This is a genomic window from Corynebacterium sp. HMSC072A04, assembly GCF_001809235.1.
Classification (GTDB): Bacteria; Actinomycetota; Actinomycetes; order Mycobacteriales; family Mycobacteriaceae; genus Corynebacterium; species Corynebacterium hiratae.
Map to the genome: position 1 here is coordinate 43,822 of NZ_KV796796.1, position 17,942 is coordinate 61,763.

15 protein-coding genes are annotated in these 17,942 nt (G+C 66.5%); 9 read left to right on the forward strand and 6 right to left on the reverse strand.

Translation table 11 applies throughout. The features are described from left to right. Positions 1–282 precede the first annotated feature (282 nt). The 5 genes from HMPREF2565_RS08460 to HMPREF2565_RS08480 all read left to right on the forward strand — a co-directional run bounded on the left by HMPREF2565_RS08460 (position 283) and on the right by HMPREF2565_RS08480 (position 5,373). Complete coding sequence (locus HMPREF2565_RS08460; protein ID WP_070517719.1) at positions 283–2,103, forward strand: phosphoenolpyruvate carboxykinase (GTP); 1,821 nt, start codon at positions 283–285, stop codon at positions 2,101–2,103. A 140-nt stretch (positions 2,104–2,243) separates the two neighbouring features. Next, on the forward strand, positions 2,244–3,056 hold the full coding sequence (locus tag HMPREF2565_RS08465) for a class I SAM-dependent methyltransferase (RefSeq protein WP_049156954.1): 813 nt from the start codon (positions 2,244–2,246) through the stop codon (positions 3,054–3,056). Continuing rightward, positions 3,053–3,868, forward strand: a complete 816-nt coding sequence (locus HMPREF2565_RS08470) for an MTB12 C-terminal domain-containing protein (protein WP_053089094.1) — start codon at positions 3,053–3,055, stop codon at positions 3,866–3,868. The genes HMPREF2565_RS08465 and HMPREF2565_RS08470 overlap by 4 nt, the downstream gene beginning before the upstream one ends. A 9-nt stretch (positions 3,869–3,877) precedes the next feature. Beyond that, entirely contained in the window at positions 3,878–4,615 is a 738-nt protein-coding gene (locus HMPREF2565_RS08475; RefSeq protein ID WP_049156956.1) for an ABC transporter ATP-binding protein, read from the forward strand. Next, positions 4,612–5,373, forward strand: coding sequence for a hypothetical protein (locus HMPREF2565_RS08480; RefSeq protein WP_049156979.1), 762 nt, complete (start codon positions 4,612–4,614; stop codon positions 5,371–5,373). The genes HMPREF2565_RS08475 and HMPREF2565_RS08480 overlap by 4 nt, the downstream gene beginning before the upstream one ends. Positions 5,374–5,387: 14 nt before the next feature. Here the strand turns inward: HMPREF2565_RS08480 and HMPREF2565_RS08485 are convergent, their stop codons facing one another. Continuing rightward, positions 5,388–6,143 (reverse strand): class I SAM-dependent methyltransferase, encoded by a 756-nt coding sequence (locus HMPREF2565_RS08485; protein WP_049156958.1) that lies wholly within the window; start codon positions 6,141–6,143, stop codon positions 5,388–5,390. A 24-nt stretch (positions 6,144–6,167) separates the two neighbouring features. Between HMPREF2565_RS08485 and HMPREF2565_RS08490 the strand changes: the two genes are divergently transcribed. Next, positions 6,168–7,259: a glycosyltransferase family 4 protein gene (locus HMPREF2565_RS08490; RefSeq protein WP_071407145.1), complete on the forward strand. Its 1,092-nt coding sequence runs from the start codon at positions 6,168–6,170 to the stop codon at positions 7,257–7,259. On the opposite strand, the gene HMPREF2565_RS08495 is transcribed toward HMPREF2565_RS08490, so the two are convergent. Further along, the gene (locus HMPREF2565_RS08495) at positions 7,183–8,667 is read right to left on the reverse strand and encodes an MmpA family trehalose lipid delivery protein (RefSeq protein WP_070702709.1); all 1,485 of its coding nucleotides are present in this window, start codon (positions 8,665–8,667) and stop codon (positions 7,183–7,185) included. The two genes, HMPREF2565_RS08490 and HMPREF2565_RS08495, sit on opposite strands and share 77 nt — an antisense overlap. A 6-nt stretch (positions 8,668–8,673) precedes the next feature. Next, positions 8,674–9,648, reverse strand: a complete 975-nt coding sequence (locus HMPREF2565_RS08500; RefSeq protein ID WP_049156963.1) for a PorA family protein — start codon at positions 9,646–9,648, stop codon at positions 8,674–8,676. A 53-nt stretch (positions 9,649–9,701) separates the two neighbouring features. On the opposite strand from HMPREF2565_RS08500, the gene HMPREF2565_RS08505 reads away from it, so the two are divergent. Further along, positions 9,702–10,916, forward strand: coding sequence for an acyltransferase family protein (locus HMPREF2565_RS08505; protein WP_070510952.1), 1,215 nt, complete (start codon positions 9,702–9,704; stop codon positions 10,914–10,916). A gap of 159 nt (positions 10,917–11,075) precedes the next feature. On the opposite strand, the gene HMPREF2565_RS14370 is transcribed toward HMPREF2565_RS08505, so the two are convergent. Genes HMPREF2565_RS14370 through HMPREF2565_RS08520 form a run of 3 tightly spaced genes read right to left on the reverse strand, consistent with a single transcriptional unit; the run spans position 11,076 to position 15,094 of the window. Next, entirely contained in the window at positions 11,076–14,360 is a 3,285-nt protein-coding gene (locus HMPREF2565_RS14370) for an alpha-(1->3)-arabinofuranosyltransferase domain-containing protein (RefSeq protein ID WP_070510954.1), read from the reverse strand. Position 14,361: 1 nt separating this feature from the next. Next, entirely contained in the window at positions 14,362–14,559 is a 198-nt protein-coding gene (locus HMPREF2565_RS08515; protein ID WP_010188604.1) for a DUF2613 domain-containing protein, read from the reverse strand. A 31-nt stretch (positions 14,560–14,590) separates the two neighbouring features. Further along, complete coding sequence (locus HMPREF2565_RS08520) at positions 14,591–15,094, reverse strand: universal stress protein (RefSeq protein WP_070510956.1); 504 nt, start codon at positions 15,092–15,094, stop codon at positions 14,591–14,593. Between the two features lie 58 nt (positions 15,095–15,152). Here HMPREF2565_RS08520 and HMPREF2565_RS08525 point away from each other — a divergent pair, with 58 nt between their 5' ends. Together HMPREF2565_RS08525 and HMPREF2565_RS08530 are read left to right on the forward strand one after the other, a co-directional pair. Continuing rightward, positions 15,153–16,214, forward strand: coding sequence for a glycoside hydrolase family 3 N-terminal domain-containing protein (locus HMPREF2565_RS08525; protein WP_071407146.1), 1,062 nt, complete (start codon positions 15,153–15,155; stop codon positions 16,212–16,214). 34 nt (positions 16,215–16,248) lie between these two features. Next, on the forward strand, positions 16,249–17,940 hold the full coding sequence (locus tag HMPREF2565_RS08530) for a VanW family protein (protein WP_210385894.1): 1,692 nt from the start codon (positions 16,249–16,251) through the stop codon (positions 17,938–17,940). The last annotated feature ends 2 nt before the right edge of the window (positions 17,941–17,942 follow it).

Genomic DNA, 17,942 nt, shown 5'->3' on the forward strand with positions numbered 1-17,942 from the left:
AGGCCACACAGGACGCCGTGGGGGTAGCGGGACGGGCGTACGGGATGGACAACCCAAAGAAAATCCACCCCTGTGCGGGGGTATCTTTGGTGGTTGCGTGCCCTATTTCACACTTCGTTGTCCTTGGGTTAGTCGGGTTAACCAGGGTGGATATAACCGGGGTGGGCTGTATTACACATTCTGTTATCGCCAGTATCCGTACTCTGGTTGGTGAAACGTCGATAGGGGAAACCTTCGGCGATATAAAGCACCCTGGCCACACCGACCACAGGAGAATGTGAGATGACCGCAACCATTAAGGGCCTTGTAGGTGAACTGCCCACGAAGAACGAGAAGCTTATTTCGTGGATCAGTGAGAGCGTCGAGCTCTTCCAGCCGGAAGAGGTCGTCTTCGTAGATGGCTCCCAGGAGGAGGCTGACCGTCTCGCCGCTGAGCTCGTGGAGAAGGGCACCCTGATTAAGCTCAACGAGGAGAAGCGCCCGAACTCCTACCTGGCGCGCTCGAACCCGTCGGATGTCGCGCGCGTGGAGTCCCGCACCTTCATCTGCACCGAGACCGCCGAGGACGCCGGCCCGACCAATAACTGGGCCCCGCCGGCAGCCATGAAGGAAGAGATGACCGAGGCCTTCCGTGGCTCCATGAAGGGCCGCACCATGTATGTGGTGCCTTTCTGCATGGGCCCCATCAGCGACCCGGACCCGAAGCTCGGCGTGCAGCTTACTGATTCCGCTTATGTCGTGCTCTCCATGCGCATCATGACCCGCATGGGTCAGCAGGCTCTGGACAAGATTGGTGAGAACGGCGATTTTGTCCACGCCCTGCACTCCGTTGGTGCTCCGCTGGAGCCGGGCCAGGAGGATGTCGCGTGGCCGTGCAACGAGAAGAAGTACATCACGCAGTTCCCGGCGACCAAGGAGATTTGGTCCTACGGCTCCGGCTACGGCGGCAATGCCATCCTGGCCAAGAAGTGCTACGCGCTGCGTATCGCTTCCGTCATGGCGAAGGAAGAGGGCTGGATGGCAGAGCACATGCTCATCCTCAAGCTCACCAACCCGGAGGGTAAGAAGTACCACATCGCGGCCGCCTTCCCGTCTGCCTGCGGTAAGACCAACCTGGCCATGATCGCCCCGACCATCCCGGGCTGGAAGGCTGAGGTTGTGGGCGATGACATCGCCTGGATGAAGCTGCGCGAGGACGGCCTGTACGCAGTCAACCCGGAGAACGGCTTCTTCGGTGTGGCGCCGGGCACCAACTACGACTCCAACCCGATTGCCATGAAGACGATGGAGCCGGGCAACACCCTGTTCACCAACGTCGCGCTGACCGACGACGGCGATGTCTGGTGGGAGGAAATGGGCGAGGCCCCGGAGCACCTCATCGATTGGCGCGGCAACGATTGGACCCCGGCTTCCACCACCAAGGCGGCGCACCCGAACTCCCGCTACTGCGTGCCGATTACGCAGTGCCCGTCTGCTGCTCCGGAGTTTGATGACTGGAAGGGCGTCAAGATTGACGCCATCCTCTTCGGTGGCCGCCGCGCGGATACCGTCCCGCTGGTGACCCAGGCCTTCGACTGGAACCACGGCACCATGATCGGCGCCCTGCTCTCCTCCGGCCAGACCGCTGCTGCTGAGGGCAAGGTCGGCGCCCTGCGCCACGACCCGATGGCCATGCTGCCGTTCATGGGCTACAACGCCGGTGACTACCTGCAGCACTGGATCGACATGGGTAACAAGGGCGGCGACCGTATGCCGGCCATCTTCCTGGTGAACTGGTTCCGCCGCGGTGAAGACCGCCGCTTCCTGTGGCCGGGCTTCGGCGAGAACTCCCGCGTTCTCAAGTGGATCGTGGACCGCATCGAGGGCAACGTCGACGCCGTCGAGACCGTCGTGGGCCACACCGCCCGCCCGGAGGATATCGACCTCACCGGCCTGGACTTCGACATCGAGGATGTCCGCGAGGCGCTCGCTGTGAACCCGGCTGATTGGGCTGGCGACATGGAAGACAACAAGGAGTACCTGACCTTCCTGGGCTCCCGCGTGCCGTCTGAGGTGTGGGACCAGTTCAAGGCCCTCAAGGAGCGCGTTGAGGCTGCCTCCTAACGCCGCTTTCCGCGCCGCTGCTTTCCGACGCCCCTCCACCCAGCGGTGGCGGGGCGTCGCCGCGTTCTGGCATGTTAGGTTGGCCACAATAAGGTTAGGGTAACCTTTTAAATGGAGAAAGTCTCGCATATTCTGGCTGTATGACAACTTCTTCTTTGCCCATGCACGATCGTCCCGACTCCGAGGTTGGTGGACACTGGCTCCTCGCCCGCCTGGGAAAGAAGGTGTTGCGCCCCGGCGGGCTGGAGATGACCACCACGCTAATCGACGCCGCCGAGCTGAAAAACAAGGACGTGGTGGAGCTGGCCCCTGGACTCGGGCTCACTGCCCGCCAGATCGTGGCGGAAGGCCCGCGCAGCTACACCGGTGTGGACGAGGATCCTGATGCCGTGGCGCGCACGAAGGCCAGCCTCGCCGGCGCTTCCTCGGCTACCGTGGTGGTCAATGACGCCAAGGCCACGGGTTTGCCGGATAACAGCACGGATGTCGTCTTTGGCGAAGCCATGCTCACCATGCACGGCGAGAAGGGGAAGGCCGCGATCATGGCGGAGGCGTTCCGTATCCTGCGCCCGGGCGGCAGGTATGTCATCCATGAGCTGTGCCTGGAGCCGGACACGCTTGACGACGCCCAGAAGCTCGAGATCCGCCGCGCGCTGGCCACGTCCATCCGCGTCAACGCCCGCCCGCTGACCACAAAGGAATGGGACGGCGTGGCACGGGAGGCTGGCTTCGAGGTGACTGAGCGCCACTATGCAGATATGGCGCTGCTGCGCGCCAAGCGCAACTTGCAGGACGAGGGTGTGCTGGGCGTGGCGCGTATCGCCTTTAACGTCTTGCGCATGCCCGACGCCCGCCGCCGCGTTTTCGCGATGCGTTCGGTGTTCAACAAATACAGCGACAACCTGCAGGCCATCGGCGTGGTGCTGACCAAGCCGGCCGCGGCTGCTCAATGAGTTTCGGTGAGAGCGGTGACGTTGCCGGCGGCGTGCCGGACGGCGTGATGGAGGCCCGCCCACGTGGGATCAGCTGGCCCACGGTTGGCGTATCTGTGGTGAGCAGTTGCGTCGCCGCTGCGCTGGTCTTGGGTTTCGGCGTGCAGCTCAGCCAAGGCAAGTGGGAACAGGCGGCAGCCCAGGGTGCCGCGATGACGCAGCCAGCCGAACCGAGCGTGCCCGTGAGCAGCGACTCCGCAGCGCCGGCGGCTGCGGCAACAACGGCACCAACAACGGCGGCGTCCGCGGCGTCGCCAAGCGTTGCGCAGGACGCCCCCGCTGTGGCGTTGGAACCGGCACCGCAGGAGAATCAAGCGGCAGACCCAGCGCCAGAGCAGGCGGTGGATGAGACGGTGGAGGACCCCAACACCGGCTGGTACCCCAGTGGGGATTTCAGCGCGAGCTTTGCGGCTACTAACCCGGAGCCGACGCTCGATGACCTTAACGGCGTCCTGCACGCGCTCGTGGCCACGCCGGGATCCGATGCGGACAAGGCACACAACCTCGAGGCTGGTCTGCCGGGGACGGTGGTGCCGAGAACCATTTACAACCTGGGGATATTCCGTCCGCCGCTGGGCTGGAAGCGGATTAGCGGGCCACTGACGGTGGAGGGGAACACCGCGAGTGCCACGCTCAACGCGAGCTCGGCCGGGCGTCCCACGCTCTCGTTGCGGGTGGAGTTCCGCTACCTCGACGGGCGCTGGAAGCTGGCCACGAACTCGCTGCGCAACGGCATCGATGCGGTGGGCCTGCCCATCGCGGGCGCGTTTTAAGGCGGCGGCGTGATTGACGTTGACAACCTGAGCCACTGGTATGGCTCGCGCCGCACAGCCGCGCCTGTGCGCGACCTTTCTTGCACCTTCGCTGATGGCCGCATCAATTACGTCGTGGGGCTTAACGGCACCGGAAAGTCGACGCTCCTCGGCTGCCTTTCCGGAAGCTTGCGCCCGCGCGGCGGCAGGGTCCTGGTGGACGGGCGGGAGCTGCGCGGTACCGACTATCCGTTGCGCCACGTGGGCAGCTACTTGAGCGCAGAAGATTTCTCACCGCAGCACACCGGCCTGCGCCACCTGCAGTGGATGTGCGCCCTCGCAGGCGCGCCGGTGGAAAAGGCGGAGGCGCTGGTGCGGGCCGTCGGGCTCGAGGAGGCCTCGCGGCGCCCCATCGGAGGTTACTCGTTGGGCATGCGCCAGCGCCTGGGGATCGCCAGCGTCTTGGCGGGAAACCCGCGCAACATTGTGCTGGATGAGCCGCTCAACGGCCTAGATATCCAGGGCGTGTGGTGGCTGCGTGAGTTGCTTGCCGCGTGGGCGGAGGAGGGTCGCTGCGTGATCGTGGCCTCGCATCATCTGCGCGAGGTGGAGGCCACGACCGAGGTTGCCGACGCCTCGGTAACCATCCTCAGCCAGGGCACGGCTCTTGCCCACGGCTCCCTTGAGGACGTCATCGCCTCCACCGGCGCCCCCGACCTCGAATCCGCCGTGGCGGCGCTGATCCCGGAGCTAGGGGCACGGGCATGAAGGCGTGGCAACGCTGGCGGATAAGCCTGCGCGCCGAGTCTGTGCGCCTGGGCGGGGCGCGCGGCCCGCTGGTGCGGGTCGCCGTGCCGCTGGGGTTTGCGCTGCCGCTGGCGGTGACCTTCGGGGTGGCAGCGGTGGCGGAGCACGTCCAGTCCGCGGGAGGCATCCTTCAGGCGCAGTCCGTGGACACTACTAATGCGGCGTATTGGCCCATCTACCTGGGCAGCATCGTGTTTGCGGCATTGGGGGCGTGGGCGCAGGCCACCGCCGGATCGCGGGCCTTGCGTGCGGCGGCGCCGTGGTCAGGGCTGGATCAGCTGGCCCGCTGGTGCTTCCTGGGCGCGCTCGCGGCGGCCGCGACACTGCTCAGCGTCAGCCTGTGCCTGCTGCTCCTGCCCACGTTCTTCCCGGTGCTCTATGGGCAGGTGAACTTCTTCGCGGGCCTGCGCATGGTGGCTCTCGGCCCGGTGTACGCGTGGTTGGCGGTGGGCTACGGTGTGGCGCTGGGCCGGCTGCTGCGCTCCCCGGCGTTGAGCATCGCGGCGCTGACGGTCTGGGCGCTCTTGGTAGAAAACGCGCTGTGGCTCATCCCCGGCGGCGCGCGCCTCACCGGCTGGCTGCCCTTCCTCAACGGCGTCTTCGCTACCGGCCAGGACGTGGCGCTATTCCCGCCTTGGGGCCGTGACGGGGCGCTGGTGTACTTCGCGGCCGTGGGCGTGGCGCTCTGGCTGGCTTCTCTGCGCAGGCGCCTCGACTAAGTCTGACTCAGCCATCAGGCGCGCAGGACGATGACCAGGTTGGAGGTCACAAGCTCCCGCAGCACCGGCACCTTGGTCACCCACCAGGCCCAGGCAGGGTGGTAGCGAGGAAAGGCCGCGAGGAGCTGCGAGCCTTGCGACGTCACGCCGCGCGCCCAGTCCAGGCCTTCGCGTGCGGAAAGCGCAAAGAGCGAGGAGCCAAAGACGTTCTTCGGTGGGTGCCCATGGCGGCGGGTATAGCGGTCCCGGGCGAACTCGCCGCCCACGTAGTGCTCCCACAGGCCGGTCTCGTGCCCGCCGAAAGGTCCCAGCCACACCGTGTAGCTCAAGACCACCAGCCCGCCGGGCTTGGTCACGCGCAGCATTTCCTGGCCCATGTCCCACGGGTTGGGGATGTGCTCGGCCACGTTGGAGGAATACGTGATGTCGAAGGTGTCATCCGCGAAGGGCAAGCACGTGCCGTCGCCGCGCACGGCCTGGGCCACTGAGATGCCGGCGGCGGCCATTTCACCCACGTCCGGCTCCAGCCCCACATAACTGGCACCGCGCTGAGCAAAGGCGGACGCGAAATAGCCGGGCCCGCCCCCGACGTCGAGCACGCGCGCGCCGGTGAGGGACAAAGAATGATCGCGGGAGAGGGCGTCGACAAGCGCGGCGGTGTCCTCAGCCAGACCGCCATAAAAGATCGCGGGTGCTGTCTGCTCGAAGCGGAAGGAGCGCAGCAGCCGCCAGGAGCGGCGCAGGGTGGCCAAGGCGCGGGTGCGTTTCATAACCCACTAGGCTAAAGCATCGTCATGAAAATCCTTCTTTTATGTTGGCGCGATTCCACCCACCCGCAGGGTGGCGGTTCCGAGCGCTACCTTGAGCGCGTCGGCGAGTACCTCGCTGCCCAAGGCCACGAGGTGGTCTTCCGCACCGCGCGCCACATGAACGCCGCCAAGCGCGAGCGCCGCAACGGCGTGCTCTATTCGCGCGCCGGGGCCAAGTTCAGCGTCTACCCGCGTGCGCTGTTGTCGATTTTATTGGGGCGCCGCGCTTTGCGCGGCGCTGACGTTGTGGTGGATACCCACAACGGCATTCCCTTTTTCGCGCGCCTGGCCACCCGGGCGCCCGTGGTGATCCTGACGCACCACTGCCACCGCGAGCAGTGGCCGGTGGCCGGGCCCGTCCTGGCGCGGCTGGGCTGGTTCCTGGAATCTCGCGTGGTCCCCGCGCTGTATCGCGAGAACACGTGGGTGACGGTCTCGGAGGCTTCGAAGCGTGACCTAGAGAAGCTGGGGATTCACGGTGCGCGCATCATTGAGAACGGCCTTGATCCCCTGCCGCAGCACGTGCCCACCTTGGAGCGTGAGGCCGATATCCACCTGGTGACCTTGTCGCGCCTAGTTCCGCACAAGCAGATTGAGCACGCCATGGACACCGTGGCGCGGATTCCGGGCGCGCTTCTCGACGTCATCGGTTCCGGCTGGTGGGAATCCCAGCTGCGCGAGTACGCCCGGGCCCACGGGGTGGAAGACCGCGTGCGCTTCCGCGGTCAGGTCACTGAGGACTATAAACATGCGCTCCTCGCGCGCGCCGACGTGCACCTTATGCCCTCCCGCAAAGAAGGCTGGGGTTTGGCAGTCATGGAGGCGGCCCAACATGGGGTTCCCACGGTAGGTTATGCCTTTGGCCTGCAAGACAGCGTCATCGACGGCAAGACGGGCGTGCTGGTCCACCACGAGTCCGAGTTCGCTCCGGCGGTGCGCATGCTTGTCGACGACCCCTCCCTCCGCCACCGTTTAGGCAACGCCGCGCGCGAGTTGGCGGCTACTTTTTCGTGGGAGAAGACCGGCGCGCGCTTCGAAGAATTACTAGAAGCGGAAGTGCGCACCAAGCGGCGCTAAGCCCCCACGGGGCGGGTGCCGGTTGCGCGTTCGTGGTGGCGGCGATGCGGCCGTCCTCGACGACCGCGCCCACGCCGAGTTCTTCCAACCGGTCGAGGTTGCGGTTGTCCCAGGCCTCTGCGGCCGCTAGGTAGCGCGGCGATGGCTCATCCACTGTCACACCGTCGACGGTGAGCTCGCCGGAGTCGAGCTTGTTCGCGGCCTTGGAGTAGGGGTCGAGGGCGATGCCGCCGTCGAGCGTGATCATGGCGGGGCGGTCGGCGAAGAAGGTGAGGCGCCCGTCGAGGTCTTCGACGAGCTGGCGGTCGATGCCCGTTTCGCGTGGGCGTAACACGGCGAGCTCCTTAGGAGCATCGGGGGCCTGCAGCAGGCAGGCACACAGCGCGAGTGCGGCCGGAAGCTGGCGCAGGGACGCGATGCCCGCCACGGCCAGCGGCAGGGCGAGCAAGGTGAGTTTGGAGGAATCGCGCAGCAAACCCGCGCCGGGGATGTGCTCGATGGCGAAGGCGATGAGACCGGGGGCGAGTGCGCCGAGGATGGCCAAGCCCATGCCGAGAACCGCCAGGGCCGCGAGCGGACGCAGCTCGCGCCGGGGCAGGCGGGTGGCGCCAAGAATGGCGAGGGCGGCGACGGCCAGGCCTGCCAGGGCGAAGCCCTGCTCGCGGGAAGCCGGTACTGCTGCGGCATTCCAGATGCCGCCGAAGCCGAGCAGCGAGCCGACCGCACCCACGTAGGCCTCCGCGCGCGGGGCGAAGGCCGCGGCCTGGGCGGCGGGGTCGCCGGGAGCGGCAGGGGCGGTGAGAACACCGCCCACGAGGCTTGGAACTAGCCACGGCAACCACAACAAAACTGAGCCGCCCGCGAAGAGCCACCTTCTTCGCCCCTCGCGCTCACAGGCAACCGCGATGAGGCCCCCGAAGAGCCCGCCGGTGGGCGTCAAGGACGCGGCCCACAGCGCTAGCCACGCCACGCGCGGGCGCGCGTTGAGGCAACCCCACGCGATCACGGGCGCCAACCAGGCCGCGACCGCCAGCGACCACTGGCCCTGCAGGAGGCGCTCGATGACGAAAGGATTGGCCACCGCGCACGCCATCGCCGCGGCTGCTGCCCACGGGCTGGACTCGCGCGCCCACCGGCCCGCCACCCACGCCGAGGCACTCGCAGCAGCAAGGATAAAAACCCGGGCCAGCCACGCCCCGCCGAACAGGGCCAGCACCCCGTCTTGCGGAGCATTGCGTGCGGGCAGGTCGCCGGCGCCGAAGGCAGAGGCGCTCAGAGCTGGGTTATCAATCAGCACCATGTCGCGCCACAGGAACTCGCCGGGCAGCACAAAAGGCCAGCACACCGCGAGCACGAGCACCACGCCCCACGCGCCGAGGGCGGCGCGCGTCGCAAGGGAGGTAGTCACGGGCGCCTACGCGCTCTGGGCGGCATGACGGCGCATGAACATCGCGGCCGCCACCGCCAACAATGCCACGCCGATGGCCTTGCCCAGCCAGCCGACGAGGCTCAAGACCTTGACCGTATCGATGACCCTGCGAACCGAGTCGAGGCGTTCGGTGCGGGTGGAATCGGACCAGGAGAGGGGGACGTCGAGAAGCGCGCGTTCTTGTGTGTCATCGGCGTCGACCATGGCCTGGGCCTGGCTCGCATCCGTGGCCCAGAAGATGCGCGGGTGTTCCTCCTCGTTGACGATGGTGCCGGTCGTGGGTTCGACCCACACGGTGCGGCTCACCGCGTAGAAGGGCTCGAGGATGACGTGCGATTTCGGCTTGAGGTTGTAGCGTTCCAGGGATTCGGGCGAGTAGAAATCACCCGCCGGGCCGGAGCGACGAGCATCGAGGTCGAAGACCTCCGCGAGCGAAACCGGCGCGACATCCTGGCGGAAGACGTAGGTGGGGATGCCGTCGAGCTTCTCGTCGCGCAGAAAGTCGATGGGCTCCGCGTCCTGGGTGAGTGGGTCGAAGAAAGGGTAGGAGCGCTGTTCCGCCCCGGCGGGGAAGAAGTAGCTGATGCCGTCGCGCTCGACCTGGTCTTCCACCTGCAGGTCAAGGGCGGGAAGCTCGATATTCTGCGTCGTGTTCGGGCCCGCCACCGGGTAGGTGGACTCGCGGTTGAGCAGGGATTCCTCGGTGATGTGCACGACGGTGTCGCTGTCCAAGGTGAGCGTGGTGGTGGATTGTGCGCGGGCCACGGAATCCTTCTCCGCAGAGGCAGTCGTGGTGTGGCGGGTGAACTCGACCCCGTCCTGTTCCGCGCGGACCGTGATGTCGAGGTCCCTGGGCAGCGGGCGGGCCTGGTTGTTATACAGCGGCGGAAGGATGGACCCGAGTATGAGGAACACCGCGGCGGCAATCGTCACCTGCGCTAGGCGGGAGCGAAGGAACACGTCAGCTCCGATCGGTCGAGGGATTCACTGCAGAAATAGTATCGTAGTGGGCCATGCGCTTTCTCCCTGAGCTCGAAGGCGTGCGTGCGCTGGCAGCGTTGGCGGTCGTGATCACGCACGTGTCTTTCCAGACGGCAACCGGCTGGGCCTGGGCTGAGAGGCTGGATTATGGGGTGGCGGTCTTCTTCGTGCTCAGTGGTTTCTTGCTGTGGCGCCGGCGGCACGCGCACACGGCGGGGCAGTATCTTCTTTCCCGCGTGGCGCGCTTGGCACCGCTGTATGTGGTGTGCGTGGTGGCGGTACTCGCCTTGCTTCCCGACGCCTCCCCCTTAACCCTCCCGCAAGTCATCACCAACCTGACTGGTACGCAGCTCTATATTGCCGATGGCCTGGTTCCCGGGCTTACGCAATTGTGGTCGCTGTGCGTGGAGTTCGCCTTCTATGCGGTGTTGCCGCTGTTGGCGTGGGGATTGGATAGGTTTTCTGTGCGTTGGCGGGTTGTGCTCATTGCGGTTGCTAGCGTGCTGAGTCTGTTGTGGGGCTTCCTACCCTTTGTCGCCGGTTATGAATCCGGCGATATCAACACGCAGATTTGGCCGCCGGCGTACTTTTCGTGGTTCGCGGTGGGAATGTTGGCCGCGGAGGCTGAGGCGGCTGGGGTGCGCCTGCGCGCTGGGCGCATTGTGCGGCTCGCTTGTTGGGTGGTGGCCGCGGGCTGCGTGTGGCTGGCCAGCCGCGAGTGGTTCGGCCCGCAGGGCTTGGTGCATCCAGAACCGGGTGAGTTTGCGCGGCGCATTGCGGCGGGGGCGGTGTGCGGGGCTTGCATCGTGGTGCCGGTAGCGCTGGCACCGCGCGAAAGCTGGCTCTCCTCCGCTGTGATGCGGGCGCTGGGCCGCTGGTCTTATGGGGTTTTCATGTGGCATGTGGCGGTGCTGGCCATCGCTTTCCCGCTGTTGGGCGTGTCTGCCTTCTCGGGTGCTGCCTGGGATTTCGCGGTGGTACTGGTCTTTACGGTGGTGGTCAGCTGTGTGCTGTCCGCTGCGACCTACGTGCTTGTGGAGGTCCCCGGCCGCGACCTCATCCGCTCTCTCGCCTTTACTCGCGGCCGCATCGCCGTCCCGCGTTCGTTACCGCGCCAGGCAGATAGCCCTGCCGGCTCCGCTTCTGCGAGCTCTGCCAGTTCCGGATCCCATTCCGCTACCGTGGGCTCCGGATCCCTCGCCAGCGCCGCTGGCTCGACTGATTCCGCCGGTTCGGTGGGGTCGTAGACGCCACTTCACACATGGCATTTTCCAGAAGGCATTAGTCAAACGGTTTCCTTGCCCCCAAACAAACCTTTTACATCGCCGCAGATGGTTTCCTTGACCCCAAAGACACCTTCTGACTAATGCCTTTTGAGGGGAACCATCTGGGGCGGGGCCGCGTATCTAGGACGTGCGGCGGGGCGGGAGGCAGGCACACGTGATAGCCGCGACGCACAGCAGTTGCACGAGCAGCGAATCGCCGGCGTAGCCCTCCGCGGGCCAGGGGGCGCGGGCGAGCATCGCGCCCGCGGCCAAGGTGAGCGCGCCCGCTAAGTAGTCGGGGCGCAGCGTGGTCCAGCGGGTAACGCCCCACGCCGCGGCAGCGGCGGCCACACCGGGCAACCCCGCGACGAGTGTCATGGTTAAGACAATGAGCACGATAAGTAGGAGCGAAGCCGAGGGAGAAACACGGCCAGGGGAGAGCGTACGAGAAGCAACGGAAGTGGTGGAGCTGGCTGGGCTGGTCGAGGCTGCGTCGTGAGCTGCGTAAGACGCAGCCGCGACAGAGGTAGCGGAATGGCGGGGGCGACGGGCCATGACGAGCAGGCACAGTGCGGTGGTCAGCGCGGCGAGCGCGCCGCCGAGGCCGAGGCCCACGCGGTAGGCGCGGTCAGCCACGAAGGACATGTGGAAGGTCCCGCTAGCGCCGGCGGGGATGAGGAAGGCTTGCGTGTCGGCATCGATGGAGCGCGGTTCGAGGGCCTGCGGTTCCGAGCTGGAGGCCGGCGTTGAGTCCGGCGCTGAGTCTTGTGCCGAACCTGACGTCGAGACCGCGGCTGTGCTGCGGGAGCGCAGCTCGCCGCGCAGGCCCTCGTTGAAGGCGCGGCCGGTGATAAGGAGGCGGTCGTGGTCGGCGGGCTCGATGGGCTCGCCGGAAGCGAGCGGGGTATAGCCGGTGTCGGATGGGTCGGCAGCGGCGGCGGCCGGGTCCGCGGAGGAACCGGTTTTGTCCTCGGAAGCTGCACGCGAGGAGGCGGGGAGGGGATCGGGCAGGGAGGACGCGGTATCGGTCAGGGCCGCCCAGTCGCCGGTGGTGCGCAGGAGGTGCTGCCCGGCGGACAGATTGAGGGTGGAGTTGGGGGCGTGGGGGGAGCCGTCGATAAGCACTGTCTTCTCACCGGAGACCCGCACTGTCATGTCGCGCGGGGTAGTAAAGGAGCGGATGAGGATGTGCTCGTTGTCTTGCTGGAAGAGGAACTGCTCGGCATCGGGCGAGGTATCGGGCACGGTGATGAGGCGCCGCGGGGTGGGCTGGTCCACGATGGACGCCTCCGCAATCCCGGTGCGGCGCTGCGGCTCGATGCGGATGGTGGAGGCCTTCGCGCCGGGCACGCGAATATCGCGGGCGCGGTAGGCCTCCATGGTGACCGTCACCTTGGAATCGCCGTTGTGGATGGTCACCTCAGTCGTGCCGGTGGTCATTAGACGCAGCGTGGGCGAGGTCCACGTGGAGTCGGAGTGCAGCTCCAACCAGCCGGAATCGCCGGGCGCTGGCCACCACGCGGTGGAGTTCTCGCCGTCAACGGCCGCGGTGAGAGCGCGCGCCGGGTTCGCCCCGCCGAAGGAAGAGGCATCCGCGGAAGACGAGGACGCGGTGACGCGACCATCGTGCTCCACCACTTGGGTCAGAGGGCCGGCGGAGGGGTAATCGCGCAGGCGATTGCGCACGGTGGAGGGGTCATCAGGGGCTAGCGGCGCGGAGACCGGGCCGGTAAGCGTGCCGTAGTTGCGGTCGCGCAAGGTGGGTGTGTCGGTCACGATGTCGGCGTTGGCGGAGACGAGTTCATGGGGACCGGAGAGGAGCGCGAGCGATTCCCCACCGCCCGCCACGCGTGGCGGATCCGCAGGCGCCAGGTTCATGGAGAGGTCGCGGTCGAAGACAACGACATCGACCTCCCCGAAGGTGTGGACCTCGCCTGGAATATGGACCGAAGAACCAGAAATCAGGTCGTGGCGTACCGCGACGGCCCCGATGCCCAGGCGCTGCAACACATAAGGCGCGGACGCGGGATCACGGGAAATCTGCGCCATCGCACCGTCCAGGCCACGGATAGCCTCGGGCGGGATGAGGGGAACGGCGTCGCGGACGGCCCAGGGGACGTCGAGAAGCGGCTGCGCCGGCTCGTCACGCGTCCAGCCCCAGTCCTGCCGCGCAAAGGAGGCCGGGGGGTAGATGAGCACGCGCGTATCCAGCGAGTTCATGAAAGAGGCGGCTTCGTGCCAATAGGCGGGAACCTCCTCGTAGGCGCCCTTCGGCAGCAGCCGGCCTGCCCAGGCGGGGGCGGTCGCGCCCACCACCACGAGGCACACCAGAAGGCCCGCTGCTTCACGACGCCCCGGGGACAACGTCCGCGGCAACCTCACCCGGGCGGCAATCGCGGCCACGCCGAGCAGCAGCGGGAGGCGCACCAGCGGGTCGAACTTGTGCACGTTGCGCAGCGCGGCCAGCGGGCCGTCGAGCGCGTCGAGGTACCAGGCGGCATGCGTGCCCAGTACGGCCACGCCCACGAGCAACATCGCAGACCAGAGTCGCGGCAGGCGGGACAGGCCCACCAGGCCTAAGGTGGCAACGCTCACGGTGACGAGCACGAAGACCGGCTCGGTGGCCAGCTCATTGCCGGCGACGCGCTCGGTATCCACAAACGGCGCCCAGCTGGTGGTGCCGCGCAGGATTTCTGCCAGGTTAAGCCAGCGAGTGGTTACGCCGGCGGACTCGATGAATTCCGTAAAGGGCGGGGCATAGCGGCCCAAGATGAGCAGCGGGATAATCCACCACGCGGATACCGCCGCGCAACCGGCCAACCAGGCCAGGCCAGTCTTGCCCGCGCGCCGCCACAACAGAATCACACCCGCCGGCAAGCAGGCAGCCAGCGTGGCCGTGGCGTTGACCGCGCCCATGTACGCCACTGCGACGACCGAGGGCGCGGCATCCCGCCAGCCCAGTGTGCCCGGCCGCAGGAAGGGCAGCAGCACCCAGGGTGCTAGCATGACCGGCCAGGTCTCCGAGGAAATCGCGCCCAGCGTGGTCAGCGTGCGCGGGGAGAGCGCGTAGAGGAGGCTGCCCATCAGCGCGGCATAGCCCGGCGCGGCGGGAAGTACTGTGCGGACCACGCGGAAGAAACCCAGAAAGCCCACCGCCAGGACTAAGAACCACCAGGCGCGCTGCGCTATCCAATCCGGAAGTGGATCCGCCAGCAAGAAGAACAAGCCCTGCGGGAAGAGATAGCCATAGGCCTGGTTCTGTAGCTGGCCCAGCGTGAAAGTATCGGTATAAGCATGCAGCGCGCCGGCCAAAAACCCAGCCGGGTTGGCCACCAGATCGTGCTTGGTATCGGCGGCGGTCAGCCCCCACGGCTGCACCAGAACCACGAGGGCTAAAAAGAAAAGCCCCCCGATGCGTGCGCGCACGCTACTCGCGGGAGCCGTACTCCGGCCCGCCCATCACGGCGTCGGAGGCCTTGACGGAGTTATCGTTCGGTACGGCATCTGCCTGCGAGAATTGGGCAATGCCCAGGATGGTTACGACTCCCAGCGCCACGCCGACGACCGCGCTGCCCAGGGCCGGGCCCAGGGTGCGCTTGTTGAGGGAATCGCTGTCGAATGCCATGGCGCCAGATTCTAGCAGCTAAAAGCTGCCTTTAGGAGTCGCTTTCTTCCGCGTCGTCCTCATCGTCGTTCTCCGGCGGCACGATGAAGACCGGCAGACCGGCGTTGCGCACGATGTACTCCGCCGTGGAATTCGTCCACAGCGAGCGGAAGCCGGTGAGGGCGCGAGTACCGGTGACGATGACGTCGATGTTGAGTTCTTGGGCGGCGTCGACAATCGCGCTCTGAATCGTCGTTACGGATTCCACCAGGTGGGCATGGCCCCGCAGCCCCAAGGTCTCCGCCTTGGCGATGCCCTGGCGGCAGATGGCGAGGGCCTCCTCGTAGGCCGGATCGTCCTCCACGCTGTCCGGCGAGACCGTGGATTGGTGCAGCCCGGTGCGGCTGACGGCGCGGGCAGCCTGGCGCGCGGACGGCTCCCAGGCGGTGAGGATTTCGACGTCGGTGGGGCGCAGGAGCCGCGCGGCGTACTCGAGGGCGCGGTCGGCGCGGTCGGAGCCGTCATAGGCAATGAGCATGGTCTCTCCGTTATTCATGTGGCCATCCTAACAACCAGGTGTTGCCCGTGCGGGTGCTTCAGGCACACTGGTGGGCATGAGAAAAGCAATGCCTGCCCTCCTGTTGAGTGCTAGCTGTGCGCTGAGCGCGTGTAGCGAGGAGCCTGCGCTTTCCGACGCCCCGCCCAGCGAAACCAGTGCCCCGCCCACTAGCGCCGCGTCGGGGGACTCGACACCGCAGGATGCTGCGCCCGAGGACGTCCGCGCCCGCGCCGCCGCCAAACTCATGCCGCCGGCGCTGAACTATGACGATGCCCGCGCGAAGCTGGAAGCCGGCGTGGGCGGGCTCTTTATCCCCAGCTGGGCCGACCCGGAATTGCTCAGCGATGGCCCGCGGGGAGTAAACGCTTTGCGCGAGGAAATAGGCCGCGACTTCGAGGTCTCCATCGACTTCGAGGGTGGGCGCGTGCAGCGCTTCTCCGACATCTTGGGCGACTATCCCTCCCCGCAGGCCATGGCGGAGGGGCATAGCCCAGAAGAGGTCGAGGCCCTGGCTACGGAGATCGGGCACAGCCTGCGCGCCCACGGCGTGACGGTGGACTTCGCCCCGGTGCTCGACGTGGACGGGGGAGGCCTAGAGGTCGTCGGCGACCGCGCCTTCTCCACCGACCCGGCGGCCGCCGGTGAGTATGGCGCGGCCTTTGCCCGCGGGCTGCAGGCTGCCGGTGTGAAGGCCGTGTTCAAGCATTTCCCCGGCCACGGGCGCGCCTCCGGGGACACGCACTTGGGTGAGGCCGTTACCCCGCCGCTGGAGGAGCTCTCTGGTCACGAGTTCGTGCCTTTCCACACGGCAATCCCGCAAGCGCCGGATGCGGCCCTCATGATGGGGCACCTCGTGGTACCAGGCCTCGGCGATGAGCCCGCCTCCCTCAACCCGCGGGCCTACCAGTTAGCCCGCGAGGAGCTGGGCTTCGAGGGCACGATTTACACCGATGACCTGGGAGGTATGGCTTCCATCTCGGAGAATTTCAGCGTGCCGGAGGCCGTGGCCGCAGCCCTTGCCGCAGGTGCCGATATGCCGCTGTGGTCCACCGACGATGACATCAACGCGGTCATCGACGCGGCCGCCGAAGTCGTGGCCCAGCACGAGGGCGACTAGTAAAAACCAGCTGGCAGCCGTTAATCTCGTACACGTGAAAAAGGCAATCGGACATAGGCAGCAGCGACGCAAGGGGCTCCATGTGACCCTTGGTGTGCTCGTCGGCCTCCTACTCATCGCCGGCATCGCCTACGCGTGGGACGTCATGGCCAACCAGCACAAGGTTCCGCGCGCGACGTCGGTCGGCGGCGTGGACATCTCCCGCATGGAGCGCACCGCTGCGGTGGAGAAGCTGGAGCAGGAACTCGGGGACGTCGCGGCCCAGCCCGTGGATATCCGCGCCGGGGAGAAAAGCTCGCAGCTTATCCCCCAAGATTCCGGCCTGAGCCTGAACTATCAGAAGGCCGTCGATGGCATTCCCGACGCCTCCCTGAACCCCTTCTCGCGCTTGTACAGCTTCATCAAGCCCACCCAGGAAATCCCTGTCGCCGTCGACGTTGATGAAACGCAGCTCTCCGGAGAGCTCGAGCGCGTTGGCAACGATCTGAAGGTCGAACCGGAGGACGGAAACCTGGAGCTTATCGACGGCTCCCTCAAGGAGACCAAACCCAAGCTCGGCCAGGCAGTCGAAGAGGGGGAGCTGCACGAGGGTGTGGTCAAGCACTGGCTCGACCCCGAGGGCGTCGAGGTTGAGCCAATGGTGGTGGAGCCGCAGATTAATGATGAAGCGATTGAAGCCATGCGCACCGGGGATGCCGCCCGCGCGCTGGATAACCCGCTGACCCTGAAGGGCGAGAACAACACCGCCGGCACCCTGCGCAAGCCGGAGATTTCCCAATTTGTCTCCATCGCTGCCGAAGACGGCGAGCTGCGTCTCAAGGTGGATAAAGACCGCGCACGCGAGCTCTTCCAAGAGCGCATGCAAGGCTCCGAGGTGCCCGGCACCAACGCCAAGATTTCCTTCAGCGGAAATGACAAGCAGATCACGCCCTCGGTGGATGGCTCCATCATCGACTGGGAGAAGACCTTCGAGGGCTTCGAGGACCGTGTGAGCAGCGAGGATGACCGCGAGTGGGACGCCGATTATAAGCCGGACCCCGCGGACTTCACCACGGAGATGGCGGAGAAAGCCACCTTCGATGAGACCGTGTCCGAGTTCTCCACCGGCGGTTTCTCCGGGGCCTCCGGCACCAATATCCGCCTGGTGGCCCAGGAGGTCAACGGTGCCGTGGTCAACCCGGGTGAGACCTTCTCCCTCAACGGCTACACCGGCCCGCGCGGTACCGCGCAGGGCTATGTGGAATCCGGCATCATCATCGACGGCCACGCGGGCAAGGCCGTGGGCGGCGGCATCTCTCAGTTCGCCACCACCTTGTACAACGCGGCCTACTTCGCCGGCATGGAGGACGTGGCACACACCCCGCACTCCTATTACATTTCGCGCTACCCGGCTGGCCGCGAGGCCACCGTGTACGAAGGCGCAATTGACCTGCAGTTTAAGAACACCTCCAACCACCCGGTGCGCATCGAAACCAGCTTTGGTGACGAGATCACCGTGCGCTTCAAGGGCGTGAAGACGGTTGAGGTCGAGTCCATCAACAACGGCCGCTGGGCCAAGACCGAGCCGCAGCGCAAGTCGGTGAGCGAGGACTGCTCGCCGTCGTCTGGCACGCCGGGCTTCACCACCTCGGATACCCGCGTGATCAAGGACCTCTCCGGCAAGGAAATCTCCCGGGAGACCACCACCACGGTCTATGACCCGCAGCCCATCGTTACCTGCGGTTAAGC

What these genes read in the sequence shown, in the direction of transcription:
- HMPREF2565_RS08460 (WP_070517719.1), top strand. Translation starts at nt 283, where the DNA reads ATGACCGCAACCATTAAGGGCCTTGTAGGTGAACTGCCCACGAAGAAC.
- HMPREF2565_RS08465 (WP_049156954.1), top strand. Translation starts at nt 2,244, where the DNA reads ATGACAACTTCTTCTTTGCCCATGCACGATCGTCCCGACTCCGAGGTT.
- HMPREF2565_RS08470 (WP_053089094.1), top strand. Translation starts at nt 3,053, where the DNA reads ATGAGTTTCGGTGAGAGCGGTGACGTTGCCGGCGGCGTGCCGGACGGC.
- HMPREF2565_RS08480 (WP_049156979.1), top strand. Translation starts at nt 4,612, where the DNA reads ATGAAGGCGTGGCAACGCTGGCGGATAAGCCTGCGCGCCGAGTCTGTG.
- HMPREF2565_RS08485 (WP_049156958.1), bottom strand. Translation starts at nt 6,143, where the DNA reads ATGAAACGCACCCGCGCCTTGGCCACCCTGCGCCGCTCCTGGCGGCTG.
- HMPREF2565_RS08490 (WP_071407145.1), top strand. Translation starts at nt 6,168, where the DNA reads ATGAAAATCCTTCTTTTATGTTGGCGCGATTCCACCCACCCGCAGGGT.
- HMPREF2565_RS08505 (WP_070510952.1), top strand. Translation starts at nt 9,702, where the DNA reads ATGCGCTTTCTCCCTGAGCTCGAAGGCGTGCGTGCGCTGGCAGCGTTG.
- HMPREF2565_RS08515 (WP_010188604.1), bottom strand. Translation starts at nt 14,559, where the DNA reads ATGGCATTCGACAGCGATTCCCTCAACAAGCGCACCCTGGGCCCGGCC.
- HMPREF2565_RS08520 (WP_070510956.1), bottom strand. Translation starts at nt 15,094, where the DNA reads ATGAATAACGGAGAGACCATGCTCATTGCCTATGACGGCTCCGACCGC.
- HMPREF2565_RS08525 (WP_071407146.1), top strand. Translation starts at nt 15,153, where the DNA reads ATGAGAAAAGCAATGCCTGCCCTCCTGTTGAGTGCTAGCTGTGCGCTG.